We start from the raw sequence: 21,770 nt of genomic DNA on the forward strand, positions 1-21,770 counted from the left end.
TTTCGATAGACTGAATAGACTGTATCAGAGAGAAGTGTAAGTTTTTATGCAGTGAGGATTTAAGGTACACAGTAAGGGAAATGTATGAGAAAAATTTTAATTGGGCTAACTCCACCTACCTGTTTGATAGCTGATCTAGTAAGTTACCATATAAGCAAAGATGGACTTCTAAATGTCAGAGTCCTACGTCCATTCAATAGAATAACAAACATGACAAAGAACACCCTTCGGGGGTGTTCTTTTTGTATAACTGAATTTGAAGCAAATAAAAAACCACCCTATCTTCCACGGTCAAACATGACTGTAGAAAATAGAGTGGGTCTAGGATGTTAAAGACTATTTGTCGTCTTTATGAAAGATATTTTTAACGCCCTTGATCGCTCCTTCAACAGCTTCTTTTGCATCTTCAGCAACTTCTTTTGCTTTTGAAGCAACTTTTTCAGCAGTGCCTTCAGCTTCTGTTTTTGTATCGCCGGTTAATTTACCAAAGCCTTCTTTAACAGAGCCTTTTACTTGGTTCAATTTTTCTTCTAATGACATAGCGTCACCTCCATGAAGTTAGTCGTTTATTTCTCTGAATACAATACTGTTGATTTAAAAAAATAAAAAATATTTGTCTCAGATTAGAATGAGTATATTCTTTTTAAAATGGAAAGTCAAATTTTTGCTACGGCTAAAAAACAGGATCGCTTTCCGGTCACGAATAATGACCGACTAATAAGTCACGATATTTCGTTTTTCCAGCAAAGATTTGAAACGAAAGAAGCAAAAACTTTTCTGTCTCCAATGAAATAAATGGTATAATGGTCGTGAATGGAAACATCGTAACGCTATTTTTTGAAAAAGAGAAGATAAACATGAAAAGAATCCTCACAATCTACCCGGTTATCAGTACTTTAGCTCTAATCTGTTTGTTGCTCGGTCTATTGACTTCCTTTTATGGGGATGCTATGTATGACCTGTTGGCCTTTCATTCGAAGCCAGTCTATGCTTGGCAATATGTCAGTGGGACCTTGATGCATGGCAGTAAAGGAGCCCCTGTCTGGTTTTTATGGGTCCATTTGTTGTTAAATGGACTCATGATCCTTCCCTTCGGAGGACTGCTAGAAAGAAAAAGAGGCTCCAGACAAGTCTTGCTCGTTTTTGTGACGGCGACAGTCCTCTCTTCCATCGTTTTTCACCTTTTAACCCAGGAGCAAGACATTCAGGCAACAGGGATCTCTGCTGTAGGATACGCCTTTGTAACCGGAGGGGTTATGCTCCTGCCAAACGTGTGGAAAGAGTTCTCACGTACCGTAAAATGGCTTTATCTATTCTTAATTTTTCTATCTGGCCTCATGCTCTTACCAGCAATTACCGGATGGATCTCAACGCTATTGCATCTTTCAGGGATTGTGAGTTATCTATTGGTCTTTATCGGAAGTAAAGGCTTGAAGGGAAGGAGCTAACTATTAAGACAGCTCCTCAGTAAGGTTTTCATCGTACTTCCTTGACTCTTCCTCTACCAGGCCGTATAATATTCTATATCAATGAAGAAATCACCTTTTGTCATTGTGCAAAGGGTGATTTTATAACGAAAAAAAGGAGACACAATGGGGTATATCTCTACTATTAAAACGGCGGTTCAGCTCTTCCCTTTCCTGGCATTTTTGCTGACCTTGCCCTACATGATTTTGAATTATCGAAAATATGGTTCGGTCAATAAATTGCGGGTGCTGATTTTCTATTCTTTTATGCTTTACTTGATGACGGTCTATCTGTTGGTGATCTTGCCTCTGCCGGATCCAAGTAAGATTCATACTAGCTACTCGGAAATGGTCAATCTCCATCCCTTTGCTTTTGTGGTGGATTTTTTCAAGGAGAGCCCCTTTGATTTAGCGCAGACTGGTACTTGGATTCAAGCCCTTAAGCATCCGACTTTTTATGTGCCAGCCTTTAATGTTCTGATGCTGATTCCTTTTGGGATGTATCTACGTTATTATTTCAAGTGTGGCTTTAAGAAAACGATTCTCCTGACAGCCCTCTTTAGTCTCTTTTTGGAGCTGACCCAGTTATCAGGTCTCTATTTTATGTATCCGGGCCCTTACCGCCTGGCAGATGTCGATGATATTATTCAAAATACCACTGGTGGTGGAGTGGGTTATCTGCTTGGTTGGTTCCTGGTTTGGTTATTGCCGACACGAGACGAAATTGACGAACATTCTTTCCGAGTAGGAACCAGAGTATCTGGTTTCCGGATGGGTCTTGCCTTCTTGATCGACTTTGTGATGCTATCCTTGCTTTACGCGGTAATCGAGCGTTTAGAGACGATTCCTTATGTAGCGGTTTTGGCTGTTTATTTTGGCTTGATTCCCTTGTGGCGTGGCAAAACCTTGGGAATGGCTTTGTTGAAATTCCGCTTGCATTTTGACAAGCAAAAATGGCTTCGCACCATCTGGCGGGGAATCCTGGTAGTAGGTTATTTCTACCTGATTCCTCAAGGGTTGTTCTATTTGATTTCGCTCTTGAATAGCGATTTGACGGACAATTCTCTCTTAACCCTGTCCATGATTTTATTGCTCTTCTTTGTGGTTTTATTGTACCTGATTCTCACTCTTGCCATTATCTTGCTCAATCGTCGCTTTCTCTTTGACCGTCTAGCTGGGGCTGAGTATGAGAGTACGGTGCGCGTGAAGAAAGAGCTCTTAAAAGATGAAACTGAATCGTCAAAATAGAGAGAGTGGGACAGAAATCGGTAATTCGTTAGAATTCGATTTCGTCGTCTCACCTCCGCACAGTTGAGTAGGGCTGTAAAAGCTGATGAAATCAGCGTAGTAGAGCCCACGCAACCACTGCGTCTTGCTCGACAATCCAAAAACAATAAAGAGGCTAGGACTTTTGTCCCAGCCTCTTTATTTTTTATACACGTAAAAATATCCGAACCTTCCCAGTTGAGAAGGGCGATTTTAAGGGGATTGTGCTACAATGGAAGCAAATAGATAGAATGGAGCAGTGAAATGAAAGCAATTATTACAGTCGTTGGTAAAGACCAAAAAGGAATCGTAGCGGGTGTTGCAACGAAAGTAGCAGAATTAGGACTCAATATCGATGATATCTCTCAAACCGTATTGGATGAATACTTTACCATGATGGCAGTTGTATCGTCAGATGAGAAAAAAGATTTCACACAGCTCCGTTCAGAGTTGGAAGAATTCGGTCAGTCTCTGCATGTAAAAATCAATATCCAAAGCGCAGCGATTTTTGATGCCATGCACAATTTGTAAGATAGGGGTTGAGAATTTATGGACATTAAACAGGTAACAGAAACCATTGCCATGATTGAGGAGCAGAACTTCGATGTTCGGACTATCACCATGGGGATTTCGCTTCTCGATTGTATTGATCCGGATATCGAAAAGGCAGCAGAAAAAGTCTACCATAAGATTGTGACAAAGGCCAAGGACTTAGTGGCTGTGGGGGATGAGATTGCGGCAGAACTTGGCATTCCCATTGTGAATAAGCGGGTTTCGGTCACTCCGATTTCCATTATCGGGGCGGCAACCAATGCGACAGATTATGTACCCTTTGCCAAGGCGCTGGATCGTGCGGCCAAAGAAGTTGGGATCAACTTTATCGGTGGCTTCTCAGCCCTTGTTCAAAAAGGCTACCAAAAAGGGGATGAAATCCTCATTAATTCGATTCCTCGCGCCCTTGCGGAGACGGATTTTGTCTGCTCTTCTGTTAATATTGGTTCCACTAAGACGGGGATCAATATGACCGCTGTCCGAGATATGGGTCGTATCATTAAAGAAGCATCCCAAGCAGATCCAATGGGGCCTGGTAAGCTTGTGGTCTTTGCTAATGCGGTAGAAGATAATCCCTTTATGGCGGGTGCCTTCCACGGTGTCGGTGAAGCGGATGTTGTCATTAACGTTGGGGTTTCAGGACCAGGTGTCGTCCAACGGGCGATCGAAAAAGTTCCAGGCGCTAGCTTTGATGTATTGGCTGAAACAGTCAAGAAGACAGCTTTCAAGATTACCCGTGTTGGGCAATTAGTGGGTCAAATGGCTAGTGAACGTCTCGGTGTTGAGTTTGGGATTGTAGACTTGTCTCTCGCGCCAACACCAGCTGTTGGGGATTCGGTTGCCCGTGTCCTTGAAGCCATGGGGCTTGAAGTAGTAGGAACCCACGGAACAACAGCAGCACTAGCTTTGCTCAATGACCAAGTGAAAAAAGGCGGGATCATGGCTTGTAACCAAGTCGGTGGTTTGTCAGGTGCCTTCATTCCGGTCTCAGAAGACGAAGGGATGATTGCGGCGGTTCAATCCGGTCATATCAACTTGGAAAAATTGGAAGCCATGACAGCTATCTGCTCCGTCGGTCTAGATATGATTGCCATCCCAGCTGATACTCCAGATACAACCATTGCGGCCATGATCGCCGACGAAGCAGCTATCGGGGTGATCAACCAAAAGACAACAGCCGTTCGGATCATTCCTTATGGCAAGGAAGGCGATATGTTAGAGCTCGGTGGACTTCTTGGATCTGCTCCAGTGATGAAGGTCAACAAAGCTTCGTCAGCTGATTTCATTGCCCGTGGTGGTCAAATTCCAGCTCCGGTTCATAGCTTTAAAAACTAAGAGAAATCTAGTATAATAGTAGAATATAGAAAAGTCTGTGATGATGAAACTCCAGACTTTTTTCTTGCAAAAGGAGACAAGATGGCTAAAACAAGATTATTTGTGATTCGTCATGGGAGAACCATGTTTAATACCATTGGCCGTGCTCAAGGCTGGTCCGATACACCCTTGACAGCAGAAGGAGAACGAGGGATTCAAGCTCTAGGAATCGGCTTGCGTGAGTCCGGTTTGGAGTTTACTCGAGCTTATTCCAGCGATTCAGGCCGTGCCATTCAGACAATGGGGATCATTCTTGATGAATTGGGCTTGAAAGACCAGATTCCTTATCGCTTTGACAAACGGATCCGCGAGTGGTGTTTTGGTAGCTTTGATGGGGCCTACGGTGGGGAACTCTTTCACGGTGTCGTGCCACGCGTGCTGGATGTAGAAGACTATAAGACTTTGACCTTGGAAGACTTGGCCAATGGAATTTGCCAAGTGGACACAGCAAATTGGGCTGAACCATGGGAAGTCTTGAAAAACCGAATCCTAGAAGGTTTTGAAGCCATTGCCAAAGAAGTAGAAGAAAATGGTGGAGGCAATGCCTTGGTGGTCAGCCATAGTTGGACCATTCAGACCCTGGTCTGCTTGATCGAAGGAAAACCAAATCTTAATCTGCCTCTTTCAAACGGTAGTGTTACCCTTGTAGAATACGAAGATGGAGTATTGACGGTTAAGGGGATTGGAGATAGCAGTTACCGTGAGGTCGGTGAAAGCTTGCAAGAATCCTAGTCCGTCCTGAAAGGCTGACCCTTTGGTCATGGCCTTTTCTTTCTCTCAAAACTTGTAAGAGCTTTCCTACTTTCTTTTTGCAAAAAATGATATAATGAAAGAGATACATACGGAGGTAATACAATGACAAAAACCAGATTATATATTGCTCGTCATGGAAAAACCATGTTTAATACCATTGGGCGGGCACAGGGCTGGTCAGACACTCCGCTGACAGAAGCAGGAGAGCGTGGAATTAGAGAATTAGGTCTTGGTCTCAAGGAAGCTGGTCTTTCTTTTGAAGAGGCTGTTTCGAGTGATTCTGGACGCACCATTCAAACCATGGGAATTATTCTCCAGGAACTCGGTCTGACAGGGAAAATCCCTTATCGTTATGACAAACGGATCCGCGAGTGGTGTTTTGGTAGTTTTGACGGTGCTTATGATGGCGATCTCTTCATGGGGGTTTTACCCCGTGTCTTTAAGGTTGATGATTTTCATCAGTTGAGCCTGATGGAGTTAGCAGAAGGGATCGTCGAAGTGGATACCACTGGATGGGCTGAATCCTGGAGTGCCTTAAGTGGCCGGATCCTAGAAGGATTTGAAGCTATCGCAAAAGAAGTAGAAGCAGCTGGCGGTGGCAATGCTATTGTGGTTAGCCATGGTATGACCATTACGACCTTGATTTATCTCATTGATCCAAAAGCAGTTGAAGAATTGGTCTTGGACAACGGAAGTGTGACGGTTTTGGCTTATGAAGATGGTGCTTTCAGTATTGAAAAGATTGGGGATCTGTCCTATCGTAAGGTTGGAGCAAAACTTCTAGAGGGTGGCCATGACGAATAAGTATAGACGCGCAAGAAAAAAACGTAAGAAATGGTGGCCTTACCTATTGAGTTTCTTTCTTCTTGTGGTCCTTGGATCGGGAATTGGTGCTTACTTAGCGAAGCCAAGCTTGTTTTCAGGGCTTCAGTTTTGGAAGGCTAAAAAAACAGCTGTAACGACTCCCTCTTCTTCTAAGAAAAAGAAAGAAAAATCAGATTTACCAGCCGTTTCGACCAAAGACTGGCAGTTGATCTTGGTTAATCGTGACAATGTGAAGCCTGAGCTGAACCCACAATTGACAGATGTGGATGCTATCAAAGTGGATAGTCGGATTGTAGAACCAACTCGTCAATTTTTAGAAGCGGCTCGAAAAATTGCCCCAGAAGAAACCCTGATATCAGGCTATCGAAGTGTGGCCGAGCAAACAGAGCTCTATAATGAACGTGTTGCGCAACTAGAGGCTAGCGGTCTTTCGCACGAAGAAGCTGAAAAGCAGGTACAGACTCAGGTGCAGGTCCCTGGTGCGAGTGAACACCAGACGGGGCTTGCGATCGATATGAGTGTCGAAGCTGGTCAAAGTGATGAGTTGGGCATGCAGCTGGCTGCCATCGCACCGCAATATGGCTTTGTCCTTCGCTACCCAGATGGGAAGAGCAACATCACGGGTGTGAATTTTGAGAATTGGCATTTCCGTTATGTTGGCGTAGAAAATGCCCAGTATATGGCTAAGCATCAGCTAGTATTGGAAGAATATATTCAGCTATTGAAAAAAGCTGGCAAATAAGAGGAGATTCACTTCTCTAGGTCTTAAGAATGATTTTTAGCACTCTTGAAAAAAGAGTGCTAATTTTTTGGTTTTTTCTCTTGACTTTCTTTTGGATGGGTGTATAATAGAATCATGGTTTAGCACTTAAGTGTTTAGAGTGCTAAAAAATGAAAGAGAGGTGAGGTCATGGTTACAGAACGTCAAAATGAGATTCTCAATCTTGTTGTCGATATCTTTACCAAGACCCACGAACCAGTCGGTTCAAAAGCGCTACAAGATGTGATTCAATCCAGTAGTGCGACCATTCGAAACGACATGGCTGCTCTCGAAAAACAAGGCTTACTAGAAAAGGCCCACACTTCGAGTGGCCGCATGCCTAGTCGAGCTGGTTTTCAATATTTTGTTCAGAACTCCCTTGATCTAGAGTTGATTGATGAGCAAGATGTCTACCAGGTGGTGAAAGCCTTTGATTTCGAAGCCTTTAAGTTAGACGATATCTTGGATGCTACAGCCAAGTTACTAGCCCAGATGACGGGCTACACCGCAGTGATTCAGGATGTTGAACCGACACGTCAGCGCTTAACGGGTTTTGAGATTGTTCCATTATCCAACCACGATGCCTTGGCGGTTCTGACCTTGGATGAATCAAAGCCTGTCACCGTCCAGTTTGCCATTCCAAAGAATTTCTTAACCAGTGACTTGGAAATTTTCCATCAGCTGGTTCAAGAACGCTTCATTGGAAATACAGTCTTGGATATTCACTACCGCCTGCGGACAGAGATTCCACAGATTGTACAGCGCTATTTCAAGACGACAGACAATGTGCTGGATCTCTTTGATTACGTCTTCTCGCAACTGTTTCAAGAACTGGTCTTTGTAGAAGGAAAGGTTTCATCATTAACCTACGCCGATCTTCAGACCTATCAGTTCTTAGATAATCCCCAACATGTAGCCTTGGAGTTACGAGGGGGAATGCCAGAAGACCAAATGACACAGATCCTGGTTGCAGAATCTCAAGAGAAGGCCTTGAAGAATGTGACGGTGATTAGCCACAAGTTCTTGGTTCCTTATCGTGGGATGGCCCTCATGCATGTGATCGGTCCCGTAGAGATGGATTACAGGCGTGTGATTAGCCTGGTCAATGTCATCGGACGGGTACTGGTTATGAAGTTGACGGACTACTACCGTTACCTCAACAGCAACCATTATGAAGTAAATTAAGACCAAATGAAAGGGGTGTATGCCTTGACAGAAGATATTAAAAAAGAAGACGTGAAAGAAGAGGAAGTTGCCCAAACAACCGAAGAAGTTGTAGAGGAAAGCAACCAACCTTCTGAGTTAGAAGAAGCACAAGCGCGTGCCGAGGAATTTGAAAACAAGTACCTTCGTGCTCATGCAGAGATGCAAAACATTCAGCGCCGTGCCAATGAAGAACGTCAACAATTACAAAAATACCGTAGCCAAGATTTGGCAAAAGCGATCTTACCATCACTGGACAACCTCGAACGTGCCCTTGCTGTCGAAGGATTGACAGATGATGTGAAGAAGGGCTTGGAAATGGTCCAAGAAAGTTTGGTACATGCTCTGAAAGAAGAAGGAATCGAAGAAATTCCAGCGGACGGAGCCTTTGACCATAACTACCACATGGCCATCCAAACCTTACCTGCAGATGATGAACATCCAGCAGACACCATCGCACAAGTCTTCCAAAAAGGCTACAAACTCCATGACCGCATCCTGCGCCCAGCCATGGTAGTGGTTTATAACTAGTCTGCCTTGTCCGAAACGACACTAAACTATGAAAGAAAGATAAGACGCAAGCCGGAGGCTTGCAAGGAAGATATTTCCCGCCGTGGTGAAAGTTTCAGTAGCTTGTGCTACTGAAATAGGGGATTTTTGAGACAGTAGGCTCAAAAATAAGTGATGAAATCCCGAAGGGAGTTGCTCACGTCCCCACCACTTAAGGGAAATATCAAAAAGAAAAAAAGAGAAAAAACAACGAGGAGAAAAACATATGTCTAAAATTATCGGTATTGACTTAGGTACAACAAACTCAGCAGTAGCAGTTCTTGAAGGAACTGAATCAAAAATTATCGCAAACCCAGAAGGTAACCGCACAACTCCATCTGTTGTGTCATTCAAAAACGGTGAAATCATCGTTGGTGACGCTGCAAAACGTCAAGCAGTCACAAACCCAGATACCATCATCTCTATCAAATCTAAGATGGGGACTTCTGAAAAAGTTTCTGCAAACGGTAAAGAATACACACCACAAGAAATCTCAGCTATGATTCTTCAATACTTGAAAGGTTATGCTGAAGATTATCTTGGTGAAAAAGTAACCAAAGCTGTTATCACAGTTCCAGCTTACTTCAACGATGCACAACGTCAAGCAACTAAAGACGCTGGTAAAATCGCTGGTCTTGAAGTAGAACGTATCGTCAACGAACCAACAGCAGCAGCTCTTGCTTATGGTTTGGATAAGACTGACAAAGAAGAAAAAATCTTGGTATTCGACCTTGGTGGTGGTACATTCGACGTATCTATCCTTGAATTGGGTGATGGTGTCTTTGATGTATTGGCAACTGCAGGGGATAATAAACTCGGTGGTGACGACTTTGACCAAAAAATCATTGACTACATGGTTGAAGAATTCAAGAAAGAAAATGGTATCGACTTGTCAACAGACAAGATGGCGCTTCAACGTTTGAAAGACGCAGCTGAAAAAGCGAAGAAAGACCTTTCTGGTGTGACTTCAACACAAATCAGCTTGCCATTCATCACTGCAGGAGCTGCTGGACCTCTTCACTTGGAAATGACCTTGACTCGTGCGAAATTCGACGATTTGACTCGTGACCTTGTAGAACGTACGAAAACTCCAGTTCGCCAAGCCCTTTCAGATGCAGGTTTGAGCTTGTCAGATATCGACGAAGTCATCCTTGTCGGTGGTTCAACTCGTATTCCTGCCGTTGTTGAAGCAGTTAAAGCTGAAACTGGTAAAGAACCAAACAAATCAGTCAACCCTGACGAAGTAGTGGCCATGGGTGCTGCGATCCAAGGTGGTGTGATCACTGGTGATGTGAAAGACGTTGTCCTTCTTGACGTAACTCCATTGTCACTTGGTATCGAAACAATGGGTGGTGTCTTCACAAAATTGATCGACCGCAACACTACGATTCCAACATCTAAATCACAAGTCTTCTCAACTGCAGCAGACAACCAACCAGCCGTTGATATCCATGTTCTTCAAGGGGAACGCCCTATGGCAGCAGATAACAAGACTCTTGGACGCTTCCAATTGACAGATATCCCAGCTGCACCTCGTGGTATCCCACAAATCGAAGTAACATTCGACATCGACAAGAACGGTATCGTATCTGTTAAAGCGAAAGATCTTGGAACTCAAAAAGAACAAACAATTGTTATCCAATCAAACTCAGGTTTGACAGACGAAGAAATCGATCGCATGATGAAAGATGCAGAAGCAAACGCTGAAGCAGATAAGAAACGTAAAGAAGAAGTTGACCTTCGTAACGAAGTAGACCAAGCTATCTTTGCGACTGAAAAAACCATCAAAGAAACTGAAGGCAAAGGCTTTGATGCAGAACGTGACGCAGCTCAAGCAGGACTTGATGATCTTAAGAAAGCTCAAGAATCAGGTAACCTTGAAGAAATGAAAGCAAAACTTGAAGCCTTGAACGAAAAAGCACAAGCATTGGCTGTTAAGCTCTACGAACAAGCTGCAGCAGCGCAACAAGCCCAAGCAGGAGCAGAAGGCGCACAAGCATCAGGAAACGCAGGCGATGATGTCGTAGACGGAGAGTTTACGGAAAAATAAGATGCAAAGCCCGTTAAAACCTCACAGTGAAAATAGGAAATCTGACGCAGAAACTCTAGTTTCTAGGAAGATTTATACCTAAAGGTAGCCATATCTGTAATTCGCTAAAGCGAAAACAGCTACGTCTCTTTTTCGCCAAGAGGTTAGGGCGTGCTCAGTTTTAGCCGAAACTCAATTCAGTCTAACTAGTAAATGATAAAAAGAAATCCAGAGGTTGCAACCCAGCCTCTGTTTTTCGGTAAAATAGAGGATGTTGCCTATGAAAAAAGTACTTTGTATCATTTATCCTAATTTTTCTCTTTATGAGATAACTGCTTTAACGAGTACTTTAGCTCTGTCTTTTGATGTTACGATTGATTATGTTGCTTCAGATCATTCGATGGTGATCTCTGAGGATGGCTTACCCTGTCAACCAACGAAAACACTAGATCAAATCCGTATTGAAGAGTATTCTTGCGTGATTTTGCCAGGAATGGTCAACACAGGACCTGCCCTACAGGATGGGAAATTGATTTCGTTCTTGAGGGACCTTGGTGAGCAAGATATCCTCATTGCAGCCATTTCTTCAGCGCCTCTTTTATTAGCGAAAGCAGGTCTGTTGAAGGACACGAAATTTACAGGTGGAATTTGGCAAAACTTCTTTGACTATTTTGAGTTTCTTTCACGTGAAAATTTCCAACCAAAACTGGTTGTGCAAGATAAACAGATCATTACAGCTATCGGTTTTGCCCATCAAGAGTTTGCAAGAAGAGTGATTCTAAGTTTAGGGTTGGCAGAGAATACGGACAACTATTTTAAGAAACAGAACGAGTACGCTGAAGAGGATTTGATATTTACTCTATCGGACAAAGAGTTTGATCAAGTGAAGCGAAGTATAGAAAACACCCTCTAAAGATTTACATGAAAATTATAGAAAGGAACAAAGAGTGTTCGTAACTGAACACGGGTTCCAAAGTTTCTAATTCAATATAAAAGAAAGGAACTGAACCCGACCTAAATTCTCGGAAAAAAGATAAATCTGTCTAGGAGCATCGCTCCGGCGCCAGATTTCCTATTTTTCAGTCGAATTTTACGGTCTTGGTATCTTAAATGAACAATACTGAATTTTATGACCGTTTGGGCGTTTCAAAGAATGCATCTCAAGATGAGATCAAGAAAGCCTATCGGAAATTATCTAAAAAATATCACCCAGATATCAACAAGGAGCCTGGTGCTGAGGAAAAGTACAAGGAAGTTCAAGAAGCTTATGAGACTTTGAGTGACGAGCAAAAACGGGCTGCTTATGACCAATATGGTGCTGCGGGTGCCAATGGTGGCTTCGGTGGCGGAGCAGGTGGTTTTGGTGGCTTTGATGGTGCTGGTTTTGGTGGCTTTGAAGATATCTTCTCTAGTTTCTTTGGTGGTGGTGCAAGTCGTAATCCGAATGCACCTCGTCAAGGGGATGACCTCCAATACCGCGTCAATCTCAAGTTTGAAGAAGCGATTTTTGGTGCAGAAAAAGAAGTCAAGTACCATCGGGAAGCTAGCTGTCATACCTGTCATGGTTCTGGGGCTAAGCCAGGGACTAGTCCGGTGACCTGTGGACGCTGTCATGGTTCTGGAGTCATCAATGTGGATACGCAGACCCCTCTTGGGATGATGCGCCGTCAAGTGACCTGTGATGTCTGTCATGGCCGTGGTCAAGAAATCAAAGATCCATGTACGACTTGTCGTGGAACAGGTCATGAAAAACAAGCTCATAGCGTGAATGTCAAGATTCCTGCCGGAGTTGAAACGGGTCAACAAATCCGCTTAGCTGGTCAAGGAGAAGCTGGCTTTAACGGTGGACCATACGGGGACTTGTATGTTGTTGTCAATGTTGAGCCGAGCGATCGCTTTGAACGAGATGGCTCAACCATCTACTATAAGTTAGATTTGAACTTTGTCCAAGCAGCTCTTGGAGATACGGTCCATGTGCCAACTGTTCATGGAGATGTCGATTTGGTCATTCCTGAAGGAACCCAAACCGGTAAGAAATTCCGACTCCGTGGAAAAGGGGCTCCAAGCTTACGTGGTGGTGCCATGGGAGATCAATATGTTTCTGTCAATGTCGTCACCCCAACTGGTTTAAATGATAAGCAAAAAGAAGCCCTTCAAGCCTTTGCGGAAGCAAGTGATTTGAAGGTCAACCCAAAGAAAAAAGGGTTCTTTGACAAGGTCAAAGATGCTTTAGATGATTTATAAAAATGAACGAGTTTCCTTTTGAGTAAGGAGCTCGTTTTATTTTGGATCGAATCCAAGGACTTCCTCTCCTAATTAAAGAATAATGAGAAGCCTCATTGAATTTATTAAGATATCGTGGTAAATTTAAGAAAACGATTACAATGACAATTTAGGAGGTCCTGATGAAATCACATCAACCACGTTATGCGATTCGCAAGTATGCAGTAGGAGCTGCTTCGGTGCTCATAGGATTTTTTGCTGGCGCGAATGTTGTAGCAGCTGATACGCCAACGGCTACAGACAGCCCTTCAACGACAGTTCCAACTCAGCCAAACGAGGGTGAGTCAACTATTTCCCTTAATGAGGAAGCTTCTCAGCCAACAGTAGAAAAACCAACGGCTCCTGCCCCAATCGTCGATCATAGTCAACCGACACTGCCTGATCGTGAATTGCGGGAATCAGATCTTGACCGTTTGATTCACGAAGGAGCGAGCTCGGTCGCAGAGTCGGATGTGGCAGCTCAACTAGCGACGGAAACGCCTGCTAAAGATCCTGACCAAGAAGAAAAATTAGCCAAGAAAAAGATGGTTTCGATTGATGCCGGTCGCAAGTACTTCTCACCAGACCAAATCAAGGAAATCATTGATGAAGCAAGTAAGACGGGTTATACAGACTTGCATCTTCTAGTTGGAAATGATGGTTTGCGCTTTGTGCTGGATGACATGTCTTTGAAAGTGGGAGATACTTCTTATTCTAGCCAAGCCGTGACAGATGCGGTTGAAAAAGGGACGAAGGCTTATTACGATGATCCGAACGGGACAGCCTTGACCCAGGCTCAAATGGATGATATTTTGGCCTACGCCAAATCGAAGAAAGTAGGCGTCATCCCAACCATTAATAGTCCAGGTCACATGGATGCGATTCTGACAGCCATGGAACAATTGGGTATCGAAAACCCTCACTTTAATTACTTTGGCACTAAAAAATCAGCACGGACAGTCGATTTGGACAACCAAAAAGCCTTAGACTTTACCAAGGCTTTGGTAGACAAGTATGCGGCTTATTTCAGCGGCAAGGCAGACATTTTTAACATCGGTTTGGATGAATATGCCAACGATGCCACAGATGCCCATGGTTGGCAGGTTCTCCAAGCCAGCAAGCATTGGCCAGGTGAAGGCTATCCAGAAAAAGGCTATGAAAAATTCATCCAATATGCTAATGATCTAGCAGCTATTGTGAAAAAACACAAGATGAAACCAATGGCCTTCAATGATGGAATCTACTACAATGGCGATACTTCCTATGGTACTTTTGACAAGGATATCATTGTCTCCTACTGGACAGGTGGCTGGAACGGCTATGATGTCGCATCTTCAAAACTCTTGTCTGAACTAGGTCATCAGATTCTTAATACCAATGATGCATGGTATTATGTGCTTGGACGGGACAAGGCTGGATCTGGTTGGTACAACCTCGATCAAGGTCTCGAAGGAATTTCCAAGTCAGCGATTGATGTGGTTCAAAAAAATGATGGGGCTAAGGTGCCCTTCATCGGTGGGATGGTAGCTGCCTGGGCAGATACGCCATCTGCAACCTACAAAAAAGACCTTCTCTTTAAGCTCATGCATGCTTTCGCGGACAAGAATGCGGACTACTTTGTAGCAGATACTGAAGTCGTCGAAAAAGCTCTTTCAGAAGCTCCAACTGATTTGGACCACTATACTCCGGAATCTCTAGTAGCCTTTACGGCAGCTAAAAAAGCTTTAGAAGGGGCAGGAGCAAACACCACTCGAGCAGAGGCCAAAACCTTGATCGACAATCTCAAAGCAGCTCAAGATGCTTTGGTGTATACAGAAAGCTACGCGAAAGAAGTTGCAGCAAAAGAAGCGGAAGAAAAACTTGCCATGAAGAGGGTCATCTCGATCGATGCAGGCCGCAAATACTTCTCACTGGAGCAGTTGAAACGGATCGTAGATAAGGCCAGTGAGTTGGGTTATTCTGACTTGCACCTCCTGGTCGGAAACGATGGCATGCGCTTCGTCCTCGATGATATGACGGTGGAAGCCAATGGCAAAACCTATGCCAGTGATGATGTGAAAAAGGCTATTTTAGAAGGCACCAAGGCCTATTACGATGATCCAAATGGCCAAGCCTTGACCCAAGCGGAAATGGATGAGCTCCATGATTATGCTACTGCGAAAGGAATCGGCTTGATTGCGGCTGTCAATAGTCCTGGCCACATGGATGCTTTGTTGGTTGCCATGGAAAAATTGGGCATTGAAAATCCACAAGCCAGCTTTGATACGGTTTCAAAAACAACCATGGATTTGACCAATGAAGCAGCAGTCAACTTTACCAAAGCCTTGATTGGCAAGTATATGGACTACTTCAAAGACAAATCTAAGATCTTTAACTACGGAACAGATGAATATGCCAATGACGCTACCAGTGCGCAAGGCTGGTACTACCTCAAGTGGTATGACCTCTATGGTAAATTTGCGGAGTATTCCAATAGTCTTGCTGCTATGGCGCGTGAAAAAGGCTTGCAGCCAATGGCCTTTAACGATGGCTTCTATTATGGAGATGAAGATGATGTTGCCTTTGACAAGGACGTCTTGATTTCATACTGGTCTAAAGGATGGTGGGGCTATAACCTTGCATCTCCACAGTATTTGGCAGATAAGGGGTATAAATTCCTTAATACCAACGGGGACTGGTACTATGTTTTGGGCCACAAAGGTGACCAAAGTTATCCGCTCGAAAAAGCTATTCAAAATACAGAAACTGTTCCGTTTGAACAGTTAGCTTCAACCAAGTACCCTGATGTCAAATTACCGACATCCGGAAGTATGTTGGGAATTTGGGCTGATGAGCCGGCCAATGAATACAAGGAAGAAGAAGTCTTCCAGGTCATGGAAGCTTTTGCTAACCACAACCAGGACTATTTCAAGGCGGACTTCACTGCTCTTAGAAAAGCAGTTGCTACGGTACCAACAGATCTAGCCATTTACACACCAGAATCGCGCGCAGCCCTTGCGAAAGTCTTAGATAGCTTGAATTGGAATGTGAGCCGTGCTCATCAAGATCAGGTGGATCAAGAAGTGGCTGCTCTGACTCAAGCCCTTGCGGGGCTCAAGCCAATTACGCAAGTAGGTAGCTTGGCTGAAAATGACGTCAAAGCCCTAGTGGAAGACAAACCAAGTCTTGAAATCGTAGAAAAAGAACTTGATTTTGACCTTGTGGAACGGACCAATCCAGATCTCGCTAAAGGAGAACGCAGAGTGATCCAGGCTGGGGTTAAAGGGCAAGGTCTTGAGTATGTAGAGGTTTCAGCGCTTGATCAAAGTCGAAAAGTGATTGCTACAGAAGTTGCCACTGAGCCGGTTGCAGAAATTGTTGAAGTCGGTACCAAAGAAGTCGTGATCCCAACAAGCCCTTCAGTAGAAGCACCAGTGAAACCAGACGTGCTTGTAAACAAAATGGTTTCAGATCCTTCAACACCTCAAGTGATCTCGAAGAATCAGCCAGTAGCACCAGAAAATACCCCAACGCCAATTCCAGCAGCTGTGGAAGAAACGGTTCGTTCAGAAGCAGTATCTTCTAACAAGCAACTTCCAGAAACAGGAGTGGAATCTGCTCTGGGGCTCTCTTTACTAGGAGCGATCTTAGGAGCAGCAGGAATGGACTTGAAAAATAAAAAAAGAGACTAAGACCTAGTAGATTTGTAACAGGTCGAAGTTAGGAGAGTGGGACAGCAATCGGTAATTCGTTAGAATTCGATTTCGTCGTCCCACCTCCGCACAGTTGAGTAGGGCTGTAAAAGCTGATGAAATCAGCGTAGTAGAGCCCACTCAACCACTGCGTCTTGCTCGACAATCCAAAAATAATTGAGAGGCTAGGACTTTTGTCCCAGCCTCTTTTTTTGCTCGTAAAACTGTACCCGGACAGTTTGATTTTTTCACTCTTGTAACCCCTTCTATATCCTGCTAAAATAAAACCATGACACGATACAAAGCAACCATTTCATATGACGGGACCTTGTTTGCAGGGTTTCAACGCCAACCGCATGCCCGTAGTGTGCAAGAGGAAATCGAGAAGACCTTGACGCGCCTCAATCAAGGAAGTCCTGTTACCGTTCATGGAGCGGGGCGAACGGATTCCGGTGTCCATGCTCTTGGCCAGGTGATTCATTTTGATCTCCCCCAAGCGCGGGACGAGGAAAAGCTCCGCTTTGCCCTCGATACCCAAACCCCAGAGGATATTGATTTCATCCGAGTAGAGCAAGTAGCAGATGACTTTCACTCACGCTACAAGAAGCACAGCAAGACCTATGAATTTATTGTGGATTATGGTCGTCCCAAGAACCCCATGATGCGCCACTATGCCACCCACTATCCTTATCCTTTGGATGTGGAAAAGATGCAAGCAGCCATCCAAAAGTTGGAGGGAACCCATGATTTCACCGGTTTCACAGCTTCAGGAACCAGTGTGGAAGATAAGGTTCGTACGATTACAGAGGCTCGCTTGGTCGAGGATGCAGAACATCATCGCCTTGTCTTTACCTTTTCGGGCAATGGCTTTCTCTACAAGCAAATCCGCAATATGGTGGGAACTTTGTTGAAGATTGGAAATGATCGGATGCCGATCGAGCAGATCGATCTGATTTTAGAAAAGAAGGACCGCAATCTAGCAGGTCCTACAGCAGCGCCAAATGGCTTATATTTAAAGGAGATCCGTTATGAGTAATGAATTGATTCTAGCTATTTCAGGAAATGATATTTTTAGTGGGGGAGGTCTTTACGCAGACCTTGTAACTTATACGACTAACAAACAGCATGGTTTTGTAGCGGTGACTTGTTTGACGGCTATGACGGAGCACGGTTTTGAAGTGATTCCGGTGGATCCGACGACCTTTGTTCAACAGCTCAACTCTCTCAAGGATGTTCCTTTTTCTGCTATTAAACTCGGTCTTTTGCCAAATGTTGAAGTGGCAGACTTAGCCTTGGACTATGTCAAAGCCCATACGGAGATCCCTGTGGTACTAGATCCTGTCTTGGTCTGCAAGGAAAGCCATGATGTAGAAGTTTCAGCTCTTCGAGACGAATTGATTAAGTTCTTCCCTTATGTGACGATCATTACGCCAAACTTACCAGAAGCTGAGATCTTGACCCAAAGCAAGATTCAATCGCTCGACGATATGAAGGCGGCAGCGCGCAAGCTCCACGAATTAGGAGCAGCGACTGTCGTGGTCAAAGGGGGCAATCGTCTCAATAAAGAAAAGGCCATCGATGTCTTTTATGATGGGACAGACTTCACCGTCATTGAAGAGCCGGTCTTAGAAAAGAACAATACAGGAGCTGGTTGTACCTTTGCGTCTAGCATTTCCAGCCAGTTGGTGCAAGGGAAATCTCCACTTGAAGCTGTTAAAGCCTCTAAAGACTTTGTTTTCCAAGCTATTCAACATTCAGACCAGTATGGAGTAGTACAATATGACATCTAATCGAACTCAACTCATTGCCCGCCTTTCCATTTTGACAGCCTTGACAGTTGTACTTGGCTACTATACCAAACTTCCAACTCCTACAGGGATCGTCACCCTGCTAGATCTTGGAGTGTATTTCACAGCCTTCTATTTTGGGCGCAAGGAAGGTGCTATTGTAGGTGGTGTCGGAGCCTTCCTACTTGACCTGATTTCAGGCTATCCTCAGTGGATGTTCTTTAGCCTCCTCTTTCACGGGGGACAAGGCTATTTCGCTGGCTTCAAGGGCAAAGTTCGTTACCTAGGCTTGCTCCTTGCGACAGTTGTGATGGTAGGTGGTTACGCACTAGCTTCTGCCCTCTTTTTAGGCAATGGCTGGGGTGCTGCTATCTCGGACATTCCGAATAACCTCGCTCAGAATTTTGTTGGAATGGCTTTAGGCTATGTGGTCTATTATGCATTTCAAAAGAAAGGAAGCTAATTCATGGATCTGGAGCAACTGAAGAAGGATACAAAAGAAATCCTGGTAGATGTCTTGGAAAAAAGCCGTCTCCGCCAAGGACAGATTCTAGTCCTCGGGATGTCTTCAAGTGAAGTTGCAGGAGGGCGAATAGGAAAGGCCTCCAATATCGACATTGCTGAAGCTATTGTCCAGACCTTGCTAGATGAGTTGAATCCAAGAGGCATTTATCTGGCGGTACAAGGATGTGAGCATCTCAATCGCGCCTTGGTGGTCGAAAGAGAATTGGCGGACAAGAAGGAGTTAGAAATCGTCAATGTCCTTCCGAGTCTCCATGCAGGAGGGGCCGGACAACTCGCAGCTTTCAAGTATTTTAAGGATCCTGTTGAAGTGGAATTCATCAAAGCTCAAGCAGGGTTAGACATCGGAGATACCTCAGTAGGGATGCATGTCAAACACGTGCAAGTTCCAATTCGCCCTATCTTGCGTGAACTAGGTGGAGCCCATGTCACAGCCCTCGCCAGTCGGCCAAAATTGATCGGCGGTGCCCGTGCTCTCTACCTCGATGATCCCATCCGAAAATCATAATCAGAACTAGCTTTTAAGGGCTAGTTTTTTTGGATGAAAAGAGAGGCAAAAACGTTTTAAAACTTGCAATTTCAAAGTTTTGTGGTAAAATTATAAGGAATGACTATATTATTTTAAGGAGAGACAGAATGTCTGTATCATTTGAAAACAAAGAAACTAACCACGGTGTATTGACTTTCACAATCAGCCAAGAGCAAATCAAACCTGCTTTGGACCGTGTGTTTGAGTCAGTTAAGAAAACTTTGAACGTACCTGGATTCCGTAAAGGTCATATTCCACGTCCAATCTTCAACCAACGTTTTGGTGAAGAAGCTCTTTACCAAGATGCTTTGAACGATCTTCTTCCAGCAGCATACGAAGCAGCTGTTAAAGAAGCTGGAATCGAAGTTGTTGCACAACCAACTTTCGATGTTGTATCTATGGAAAAAGGTCAAGACTGGACATTGACAGCAGCTGTTGTCACAAAACCTGAAGTAAAATTGGGTGCTTACAAAGACCTTGAAGTATCAGTAGAAGTTTCTAAAGAAGTAACAGACGCGGATGTGGATGCTCGTATCGAACGCGAACGTAACAACTTGGCTGAATTGGTTGTTAAAGAAGGTGCTGCAGCAGAAGGTGACACAGTTGTGATCGACTTCGTTGGTTCTATCGACGGTGTTGAATTCGACGGTGGTAAAGGTGACAACTTCTCACTTGGACTTGGTTCAGGTCAATTCATCCCAGGTTTCGAAGACCAATTGGTTGGACACTCTGCTGGTGAAACAGTTGATGTGATCGTAACCTTCCCAGAAGACTACCAAGCAGCTGACCTTGCAGGTAAAGAAGCGAAATTCGTGACAACTATCCACGAAGTAAAAGCAAAAGAAGTACCAGCTCTTGACGATGAATTGGCAAAAGACATCGACGAAGAAGTTGAAACTCTTGACGAATTGAAAGAAAAATACCTCAAAGAATTGGCAGCAGCTAAAGAAGAAGCATACAACGATGCAGTAGAAGCAGCAGCAATCGATCTTGCCGTTGAAAACGCTGAAATCGTTGACCTTCCAGAAGAAATGATCCACGAAGAAGTACACCGTTCAATCAACGAGTTCCTTGGAAACATGCAACGTCAAGGTATCTCACCTGAAATGTACTTCCAAATCACTGGAACAACTCAAGAAGATCTTCACAAACAATACGAAGCAGAAGCTGAAAGCCGTACGAAGACAAACCTTGTGGTTGAAGCAGTAGCGAAAGCAGAAGGCTTCGAAGCAACTGAAGAAGAAATCAACGCTGAAATCGAACAATTGGCAGCAGATTACAACATGCCAGTTGAACAAGTTCGCAACCTTCTTTCACCAGAAATGTTGAAACATGACATCACAGTGAAGAAAGCAGTGAACGTGATCACAAGCACAGCAAAAGTAAAATAATTGAGATTAAAAAGAAGAGCCGTGAGGCTCTTCTTTTTTCTGATTTCATGGAGAATCCTGGAATTTTCCTTTGACGAAAGGGGAAATTTATCGTACAATAGAGTGTAACGATAAAATGCGTGATAGATTTAGTGACGAGAAGTTTTCAATCTATCATTGAGGATAGGATGAGGTTGAAGACCGGATCCTTCTCCATTTAGGAAATGAAACATAAGGAGATTTACCCTTGGAATTAGAAGTATTTGCTGGACAAGAAAAAAGTGAACTTTCTATGATTGAAGTGGCGCGTGCGATTTTGGAATTACGCGGACGTGACCATGAAATGTACTTTAGCGATCTTGTAAATGAAATTCAAAATTACCTTGAAAAATCAAACAGCGAGATCCGTGAAGCTCTTCCATTGTTCTACACAGAATTGAATGTAGATGGAAGCTTTATCCCACTTGGAGATAACAAATGGGGACTTCGTTCATGGTATGCCATCGATGAAGTTGACGAAGAAATCATCGCTCTTGAAGAAACAGATGAAGATGAAACTCCTAAGAAACGGAAGAAAAAACGTGTCAATGCCTTCATGGATGGAGACGAAGATGCGATCGACTACAACGACGATGATCCAGAAGACGAAGAAGTTTACGAAGCAGATCCAGCTCTTTCATATGATGAAGAAAATCCAGACGATGAAAAGAGTGAAGTCGAAGCTTACGATGCTGAAATCAATGAAATCGTACCAGATGATTTGGGTGAGGAAGTTGAATTAAGCGAAGAAGACGACGAAGAAGAGGATTCTGAAGACGAGGAAGAAGAATAAATCATAAGAAGAGGCTGGGA

20 protein-coding genes are annotated in these 21,770 nt (G+C 43.9%); 19 read left to right on the plus strand and 1 reads right to left on the minus strand.

The genetic code is table 11. The annotated features are described in order from the left end of the window. Window positions 1-336 precede the first annotated feature (336 nt). Window positions 337-540, minus strand: a complete 204-nt coding sequence (locus tag O3602_RS09735) for a CsbD family protein (RefSeq protein WP_003014014.1) — start codon at window positions 538-540, stop codon at window positions 337-339. Window positions 541-857: 317 nt separating this feature from the next. Between O3602_RS09735 and O3602_RS09740 the strand changes: the two genes are divergently transcribed. The 19 genes from O3602_RS09740 (at window position 858) to rpoE (ending at window position 21,750) form a co-directional block, all read left to right on the plus strand. Continuing rightward, on the plus strand, window positions 858-1,448 hold the full coding sequence (locus O3602_RS09740) for a rhomboid family intramembrane serine protease (RefSeq protein ID WP_371611607.1): 591 nt from the start codon (window positions 858-860) through the stop codon (window positions 1,446-1,448). Between the two features lie 144 nt (window positions 1,449-1,592). Continuing rightward, complete coding sequence (locus O3602_RS09745) at window positions 1,593-2,714, plus strand: VanZ family protein (protein ID WP_371611608.1); 1,122 nt, start codon at window positions 1,593-1,595, stop codon at window positions 2,712-2,714. Between the two features lie 282 nt (window positions 2,715-2,996). Next, window positions 2,997-3,263: an ACT domain-containing protein gene (locus tag O3602_RS09750; RefSeq protein WP_003004214.1), complete on the plus strand. Its 267-nt coding sequence runs from the start codon at window positions 2,997-2,999 to the stop codon at window positions 3,261-3,263. A gap of 18 nt (window positions 3,264-3,281) precedes the next feature. After that, the gene (locus O3602_RS09755; protein ID WP_371611609.1) at window positions 3,282-4,619 is read left to right on the plus strand and encodes a PFL family protein; all 1,338 of its coding nucleotides are present in this window, start codon (window positions 3,282-3,284) and stop codon (window positions 4,617-4,619) included. Window positions 4,620-4,700: 81 nt separating this feature from the next. After that, the gene (locus O3602_RS09760) at window positions 4,701-5,390 is read left to right on the plus strand and encodes a histidine phosphatase family protein (protein WP_151191362.1); all 690 of its coding nucleotides are present in this window, start codon (window positions 4,701-4,703) and stop codon (window positions 5,388-5,390) included. A 123-nt stretch (window positions 5,391-5,513) separates the two neighbouring features. Continuing rightward, window positions 5,514-6,215 carry a histidine phosphatase family protein gene (locus tag O3602_RS09765; protein WP_371611610.1) on the plus strand — a complete coding sequence of 234 codons (702 nt, stop codon included), beginning with the start codon at window positions 5,514-5,516 and terminating at the stop codon, window positions 6,213-6,215. Beyond that, on the plus strand, window positions 6,205-6,978 hold the full coding sequence (locus O3602_RS09770; RefSeq protein ID WP_037607303.1) for a M15 family metallopeptidase: 774 nt from the start codon (window positions 6,205-6,207) through the stop codon (window positions 6,976-6,978). The genes O3602_RS09765 and O3602_RS09770 overlap by 11 nt, the downstream gene beginning before the upstream one ends. Before the next feature lie 168 nt (window positions 6,979-7,146). Then, window positions 7,147-8,181 carry a heat-inducible transcriptional repressor HrcA gene (gene hrcA, locus O3602_RS09775; RefSeq protein WP_003004578.1) on the plus strand — a complete coding sequence of 345 codons (1,035 nt, stop codon included), beginning with the start codon at window positions 7,147-7,149 and terminating at the stop codon, window positions 8,179-8,181. Between the two features lie 24 nt (window positions 8,182-8,205). Further along, window positions 8,206-8,730, plus strand: a complete 525-nt coding sequence (gene grpE, locus O3602_RS09780) for a nucleotide exchange factor GrpE (protein WP_301355021.1) — start codon at window positions 8,206-8,208, stop codon at window positions 8,728-8,730. 244 nt (window positions 8,731-8,974) lie between these two features. Beyond that, window positions 8,975-10,798: a molecular chaperone DnaK gene (gene dnaK / locus O3602_RS09785; RefSeq protein ID WP_003014055.1), complete on the plus strand. Its 1,824-nt coding sequence runs from the start codon at window positions 8,975-8,977 to the stop codon at window positions 10,796-10,798. A gap of 259 nt (window positions 10,799-11,057) precedes the next feature. Beyond that, window positions 11,058-11,690, plus strand: a complete 633-nt coding sequence (locus O3602_RS09790; RefSeq protein ID WP_151379267.1) for a DJ-1/PfpI family protein — start codon at window positions 11,058-11,060, stop codon at window positions 11,688-11,690. 197 nt (window positions 11,691-11,887) lie between these two features. Then, a complete protein-coding gene (dnaJ, locus tag O3602_RS09795) occupies window positions 11,888-13,021 on the plus strand; it encodes a molecular chaperone DnaJ (RefSeq protein WP_003004734.1) in 1,134 nt (377 codons plus the stop codon). Between the two features lie 161 nt (window positions 13,022-13,182). After that, window positions 13,183-16,710, plus strand: coding sequence for a family 20 glycosylhydrolase (locus tag O3602_RS09800; RefSeq protein ID WP_371611611.1), 3,528 nt, complete (start codon window positions 13,183-13,185; stop codon window positions 16,708-16,710). Window positions 16,711-16,999: 289 nt separating this feature from the next. After that, window positions 17,000-17,746 carry a tRNA pseudouridine(38-40) synthase TruA gene (gene truA / locus O3602_RS09805; protein WP_301354990.1) on the plus strand — a complete coding sequence of 249 codons (747 nt, stop codon included), beginning with the start codon at window positions 17,000-17,002 and terminating at the stop codon, window positions 17,744-17,746. Further along, window positions 17,739-18,500: a bifunctional hydroxymethylpyrimidine kinase/phosphomethylpyrimidine kinase gene (locus O3602_RS09810; RefSeq protein ID WP_371611612.1), complete on the plus strand. Its 762-nt coding sequence runs from the start codon at window positions 17,739-17,741 to the stop codon at window positions 18,498-18,500. The genes truA and O3602_RS09810 overlap by 8 nt, the downstream gene beginning before the upstream one ends. Further along, window positions 18,490-18,960, plus strand: coding sequence for an ECF transporter S component (locus O3602_RS09815; RefSeq protein ID WP_151379270.1), 471 nt, complete (start codon window positions 18,490-18,492; stop codon window positions 18,958-18,960). Before O3602_RS09810 ends, O3602_RS09815 begins: the two co-directional genes overlap by 11 nt. A gap of 3 nt (window positions 18,961-18,963) precedes the next feature. Continuing rightward, a complete protein-coding gene (locus tag O3602_RS09820; RefSeq protein ID WP_270300080.1) occupies window positions 18,964-19,527 on the plus strand; it encodes a TIGR01440 family protein in 564 nt (187 codons plus the stop codon). A 128-nt stretch (window positions 19,528-19,655) separates the two neighbouring features. Continuing rightward, window positions 19,656-20,939 carry a trigger factor gene (gene tig / locus O3602_RS09825; protein WP_371611613.1) on the plus strand — a complete coding sequence of 428 codons (1,284 nt, stop codon included), beginning with the start codon at window positions 19,656-19,658 and terminating at the stop codon, window positions 20,937-20,939. Between the two features lie 226 nt (window positions 20,940-21,165). Next, window positions 21,166-21,750, plus strand: a complete 585-nt coding sequence (rpoE, locus tag O3602_RS09830; protein ID WP_003010182.1) for a DNA-directed RNA polymerase subunit delta — start codon at window positions 21,166-21,168, stop codon at window positions 21,748-21,750. Window positions 21,751-21,770 lie beyond the last annotated feature (20 nt).

This window comes from Streptococcus sp. 27098_8_186 (assembly GCF_041432055.1).
Lineage (GTDB): Bacteria > Bacillota > Bacilli > Lactobacillales > Streptococcaceae > Streptococcus > Streptococcus dentalis.

Coding starts and splice junctions, on each gene's coding strand:
- O3602_RS09735 (WP_003014014.1), bottom strand. CDS start 540: ATGTCATTAGAAGAAAAATTGAACCAAGTAAAAGGCTCTGTTAAAGAA.
- O3602_RS09740 (WP_371611607.1), top strand. CDS start 858: ATGAAAAGAATCCTCACAATCTACCCGGTTATCAGTACTTTAGCTCTA.
- O3602_RS09745 (WP_371611608.1), top strand. CDS start 1,593: ATGGGGTATATCTCTACTATTAAAACGGCGGTTCAGCTCTTCCCTTTC.
- O3602_RS09750 (WP_003004214.1), top strand. CDS start 2,997: ATGAAAGCAATTATTACAGTCGTTGGTAAAGACCAAAAAGGAATCGTA.
- O3602_RS09755 (WP_371611609.1), top strand. CDS start 3,282: ATGGACATTAAACAGGTAACAGAAACCATTGCCATGATTGAGGAGCAG.
- O3602_RS09760 (WP_151191362.1), top strand. CDS start 4,701: ATGGCTAAAACAAGATTATTTGTGATTCGTCATGGGAGAACCATGTTT.
- O3602_RS09765 (WP_371611610.1), top strand. CDS start 5,514: ATGACAAAAACCAGATTATATATTGCTCGTCATGGAAAAACCATGTTT.
- O3602_RS09770 (WP_037607303.1), top strand. CDS start 6,205: ATGACGAATAAGTATAGACGCGCAAGAAAAAAACGTAAGAAATGGTGG.
- hrcA (WP_003004578.1), top strand. CDS start 7,147: ATGGTTACAGAACGTCAAAATGAGATTCTCAATCTTGTTGTCGATATC.
- dnaK (WP_003014055.1), top strand. CDS start 8,975: ATGTCTAAAATTATCGGTATTGACTTAGGTACAACAAACTCAGCAGTA.
- O3602_RS09790 (WP_151379267.1), top strand. CDS start 11,058: ATGAAAAAAGTACTTTGTATCATTTATCCTAATTTTTCTCTTTATGAG.
- dnaJ (WP_003004734.1), top strand. CDS start 11,888: ATGAACAATACTGAATTTTATGACCGTTTGGGCGTTTCAAAGAATGCA.
- O3602_RS09800 (WP_371611611.1), top strand. CDS start 13,183: ATGAAATCACATCAACCACGTTATGCGATTCGCAAGTATGCAGTAGGA.
- truA (WP_301354990.1), top strand. CDS start 17,000: ATGACACGATACAAAGCAACCATTTCATATGACGGGACCTTGTTTGCA.
- O3602_RS09810 (WP_371611612.1), top strand. CDS start 17,739: ATGAGTAATGAATTGATTCTAGCTATTTCAGGAAATGATATTTTTAGT.
- O3602_RS09815 (WP_151379270.1), top strand. CDS start 18,490: ATGACATCTAATCGAACTCAACTCATTGCCCGCCTTTCCATTTTGACA.
- O3602_RS09820 (WP_270300080.1), top strand. CDS start 18,964: ATGGATCTGGAGCAACTGAAGAAGGATACAAAAGAAATCCTGGTAGAT.
- tig (WP_371611613.1), top strand. CDS start 19,656: ATGTCTGTATCATTTGAAAACAAAGAAACTAACCACGGTGTATTGACT.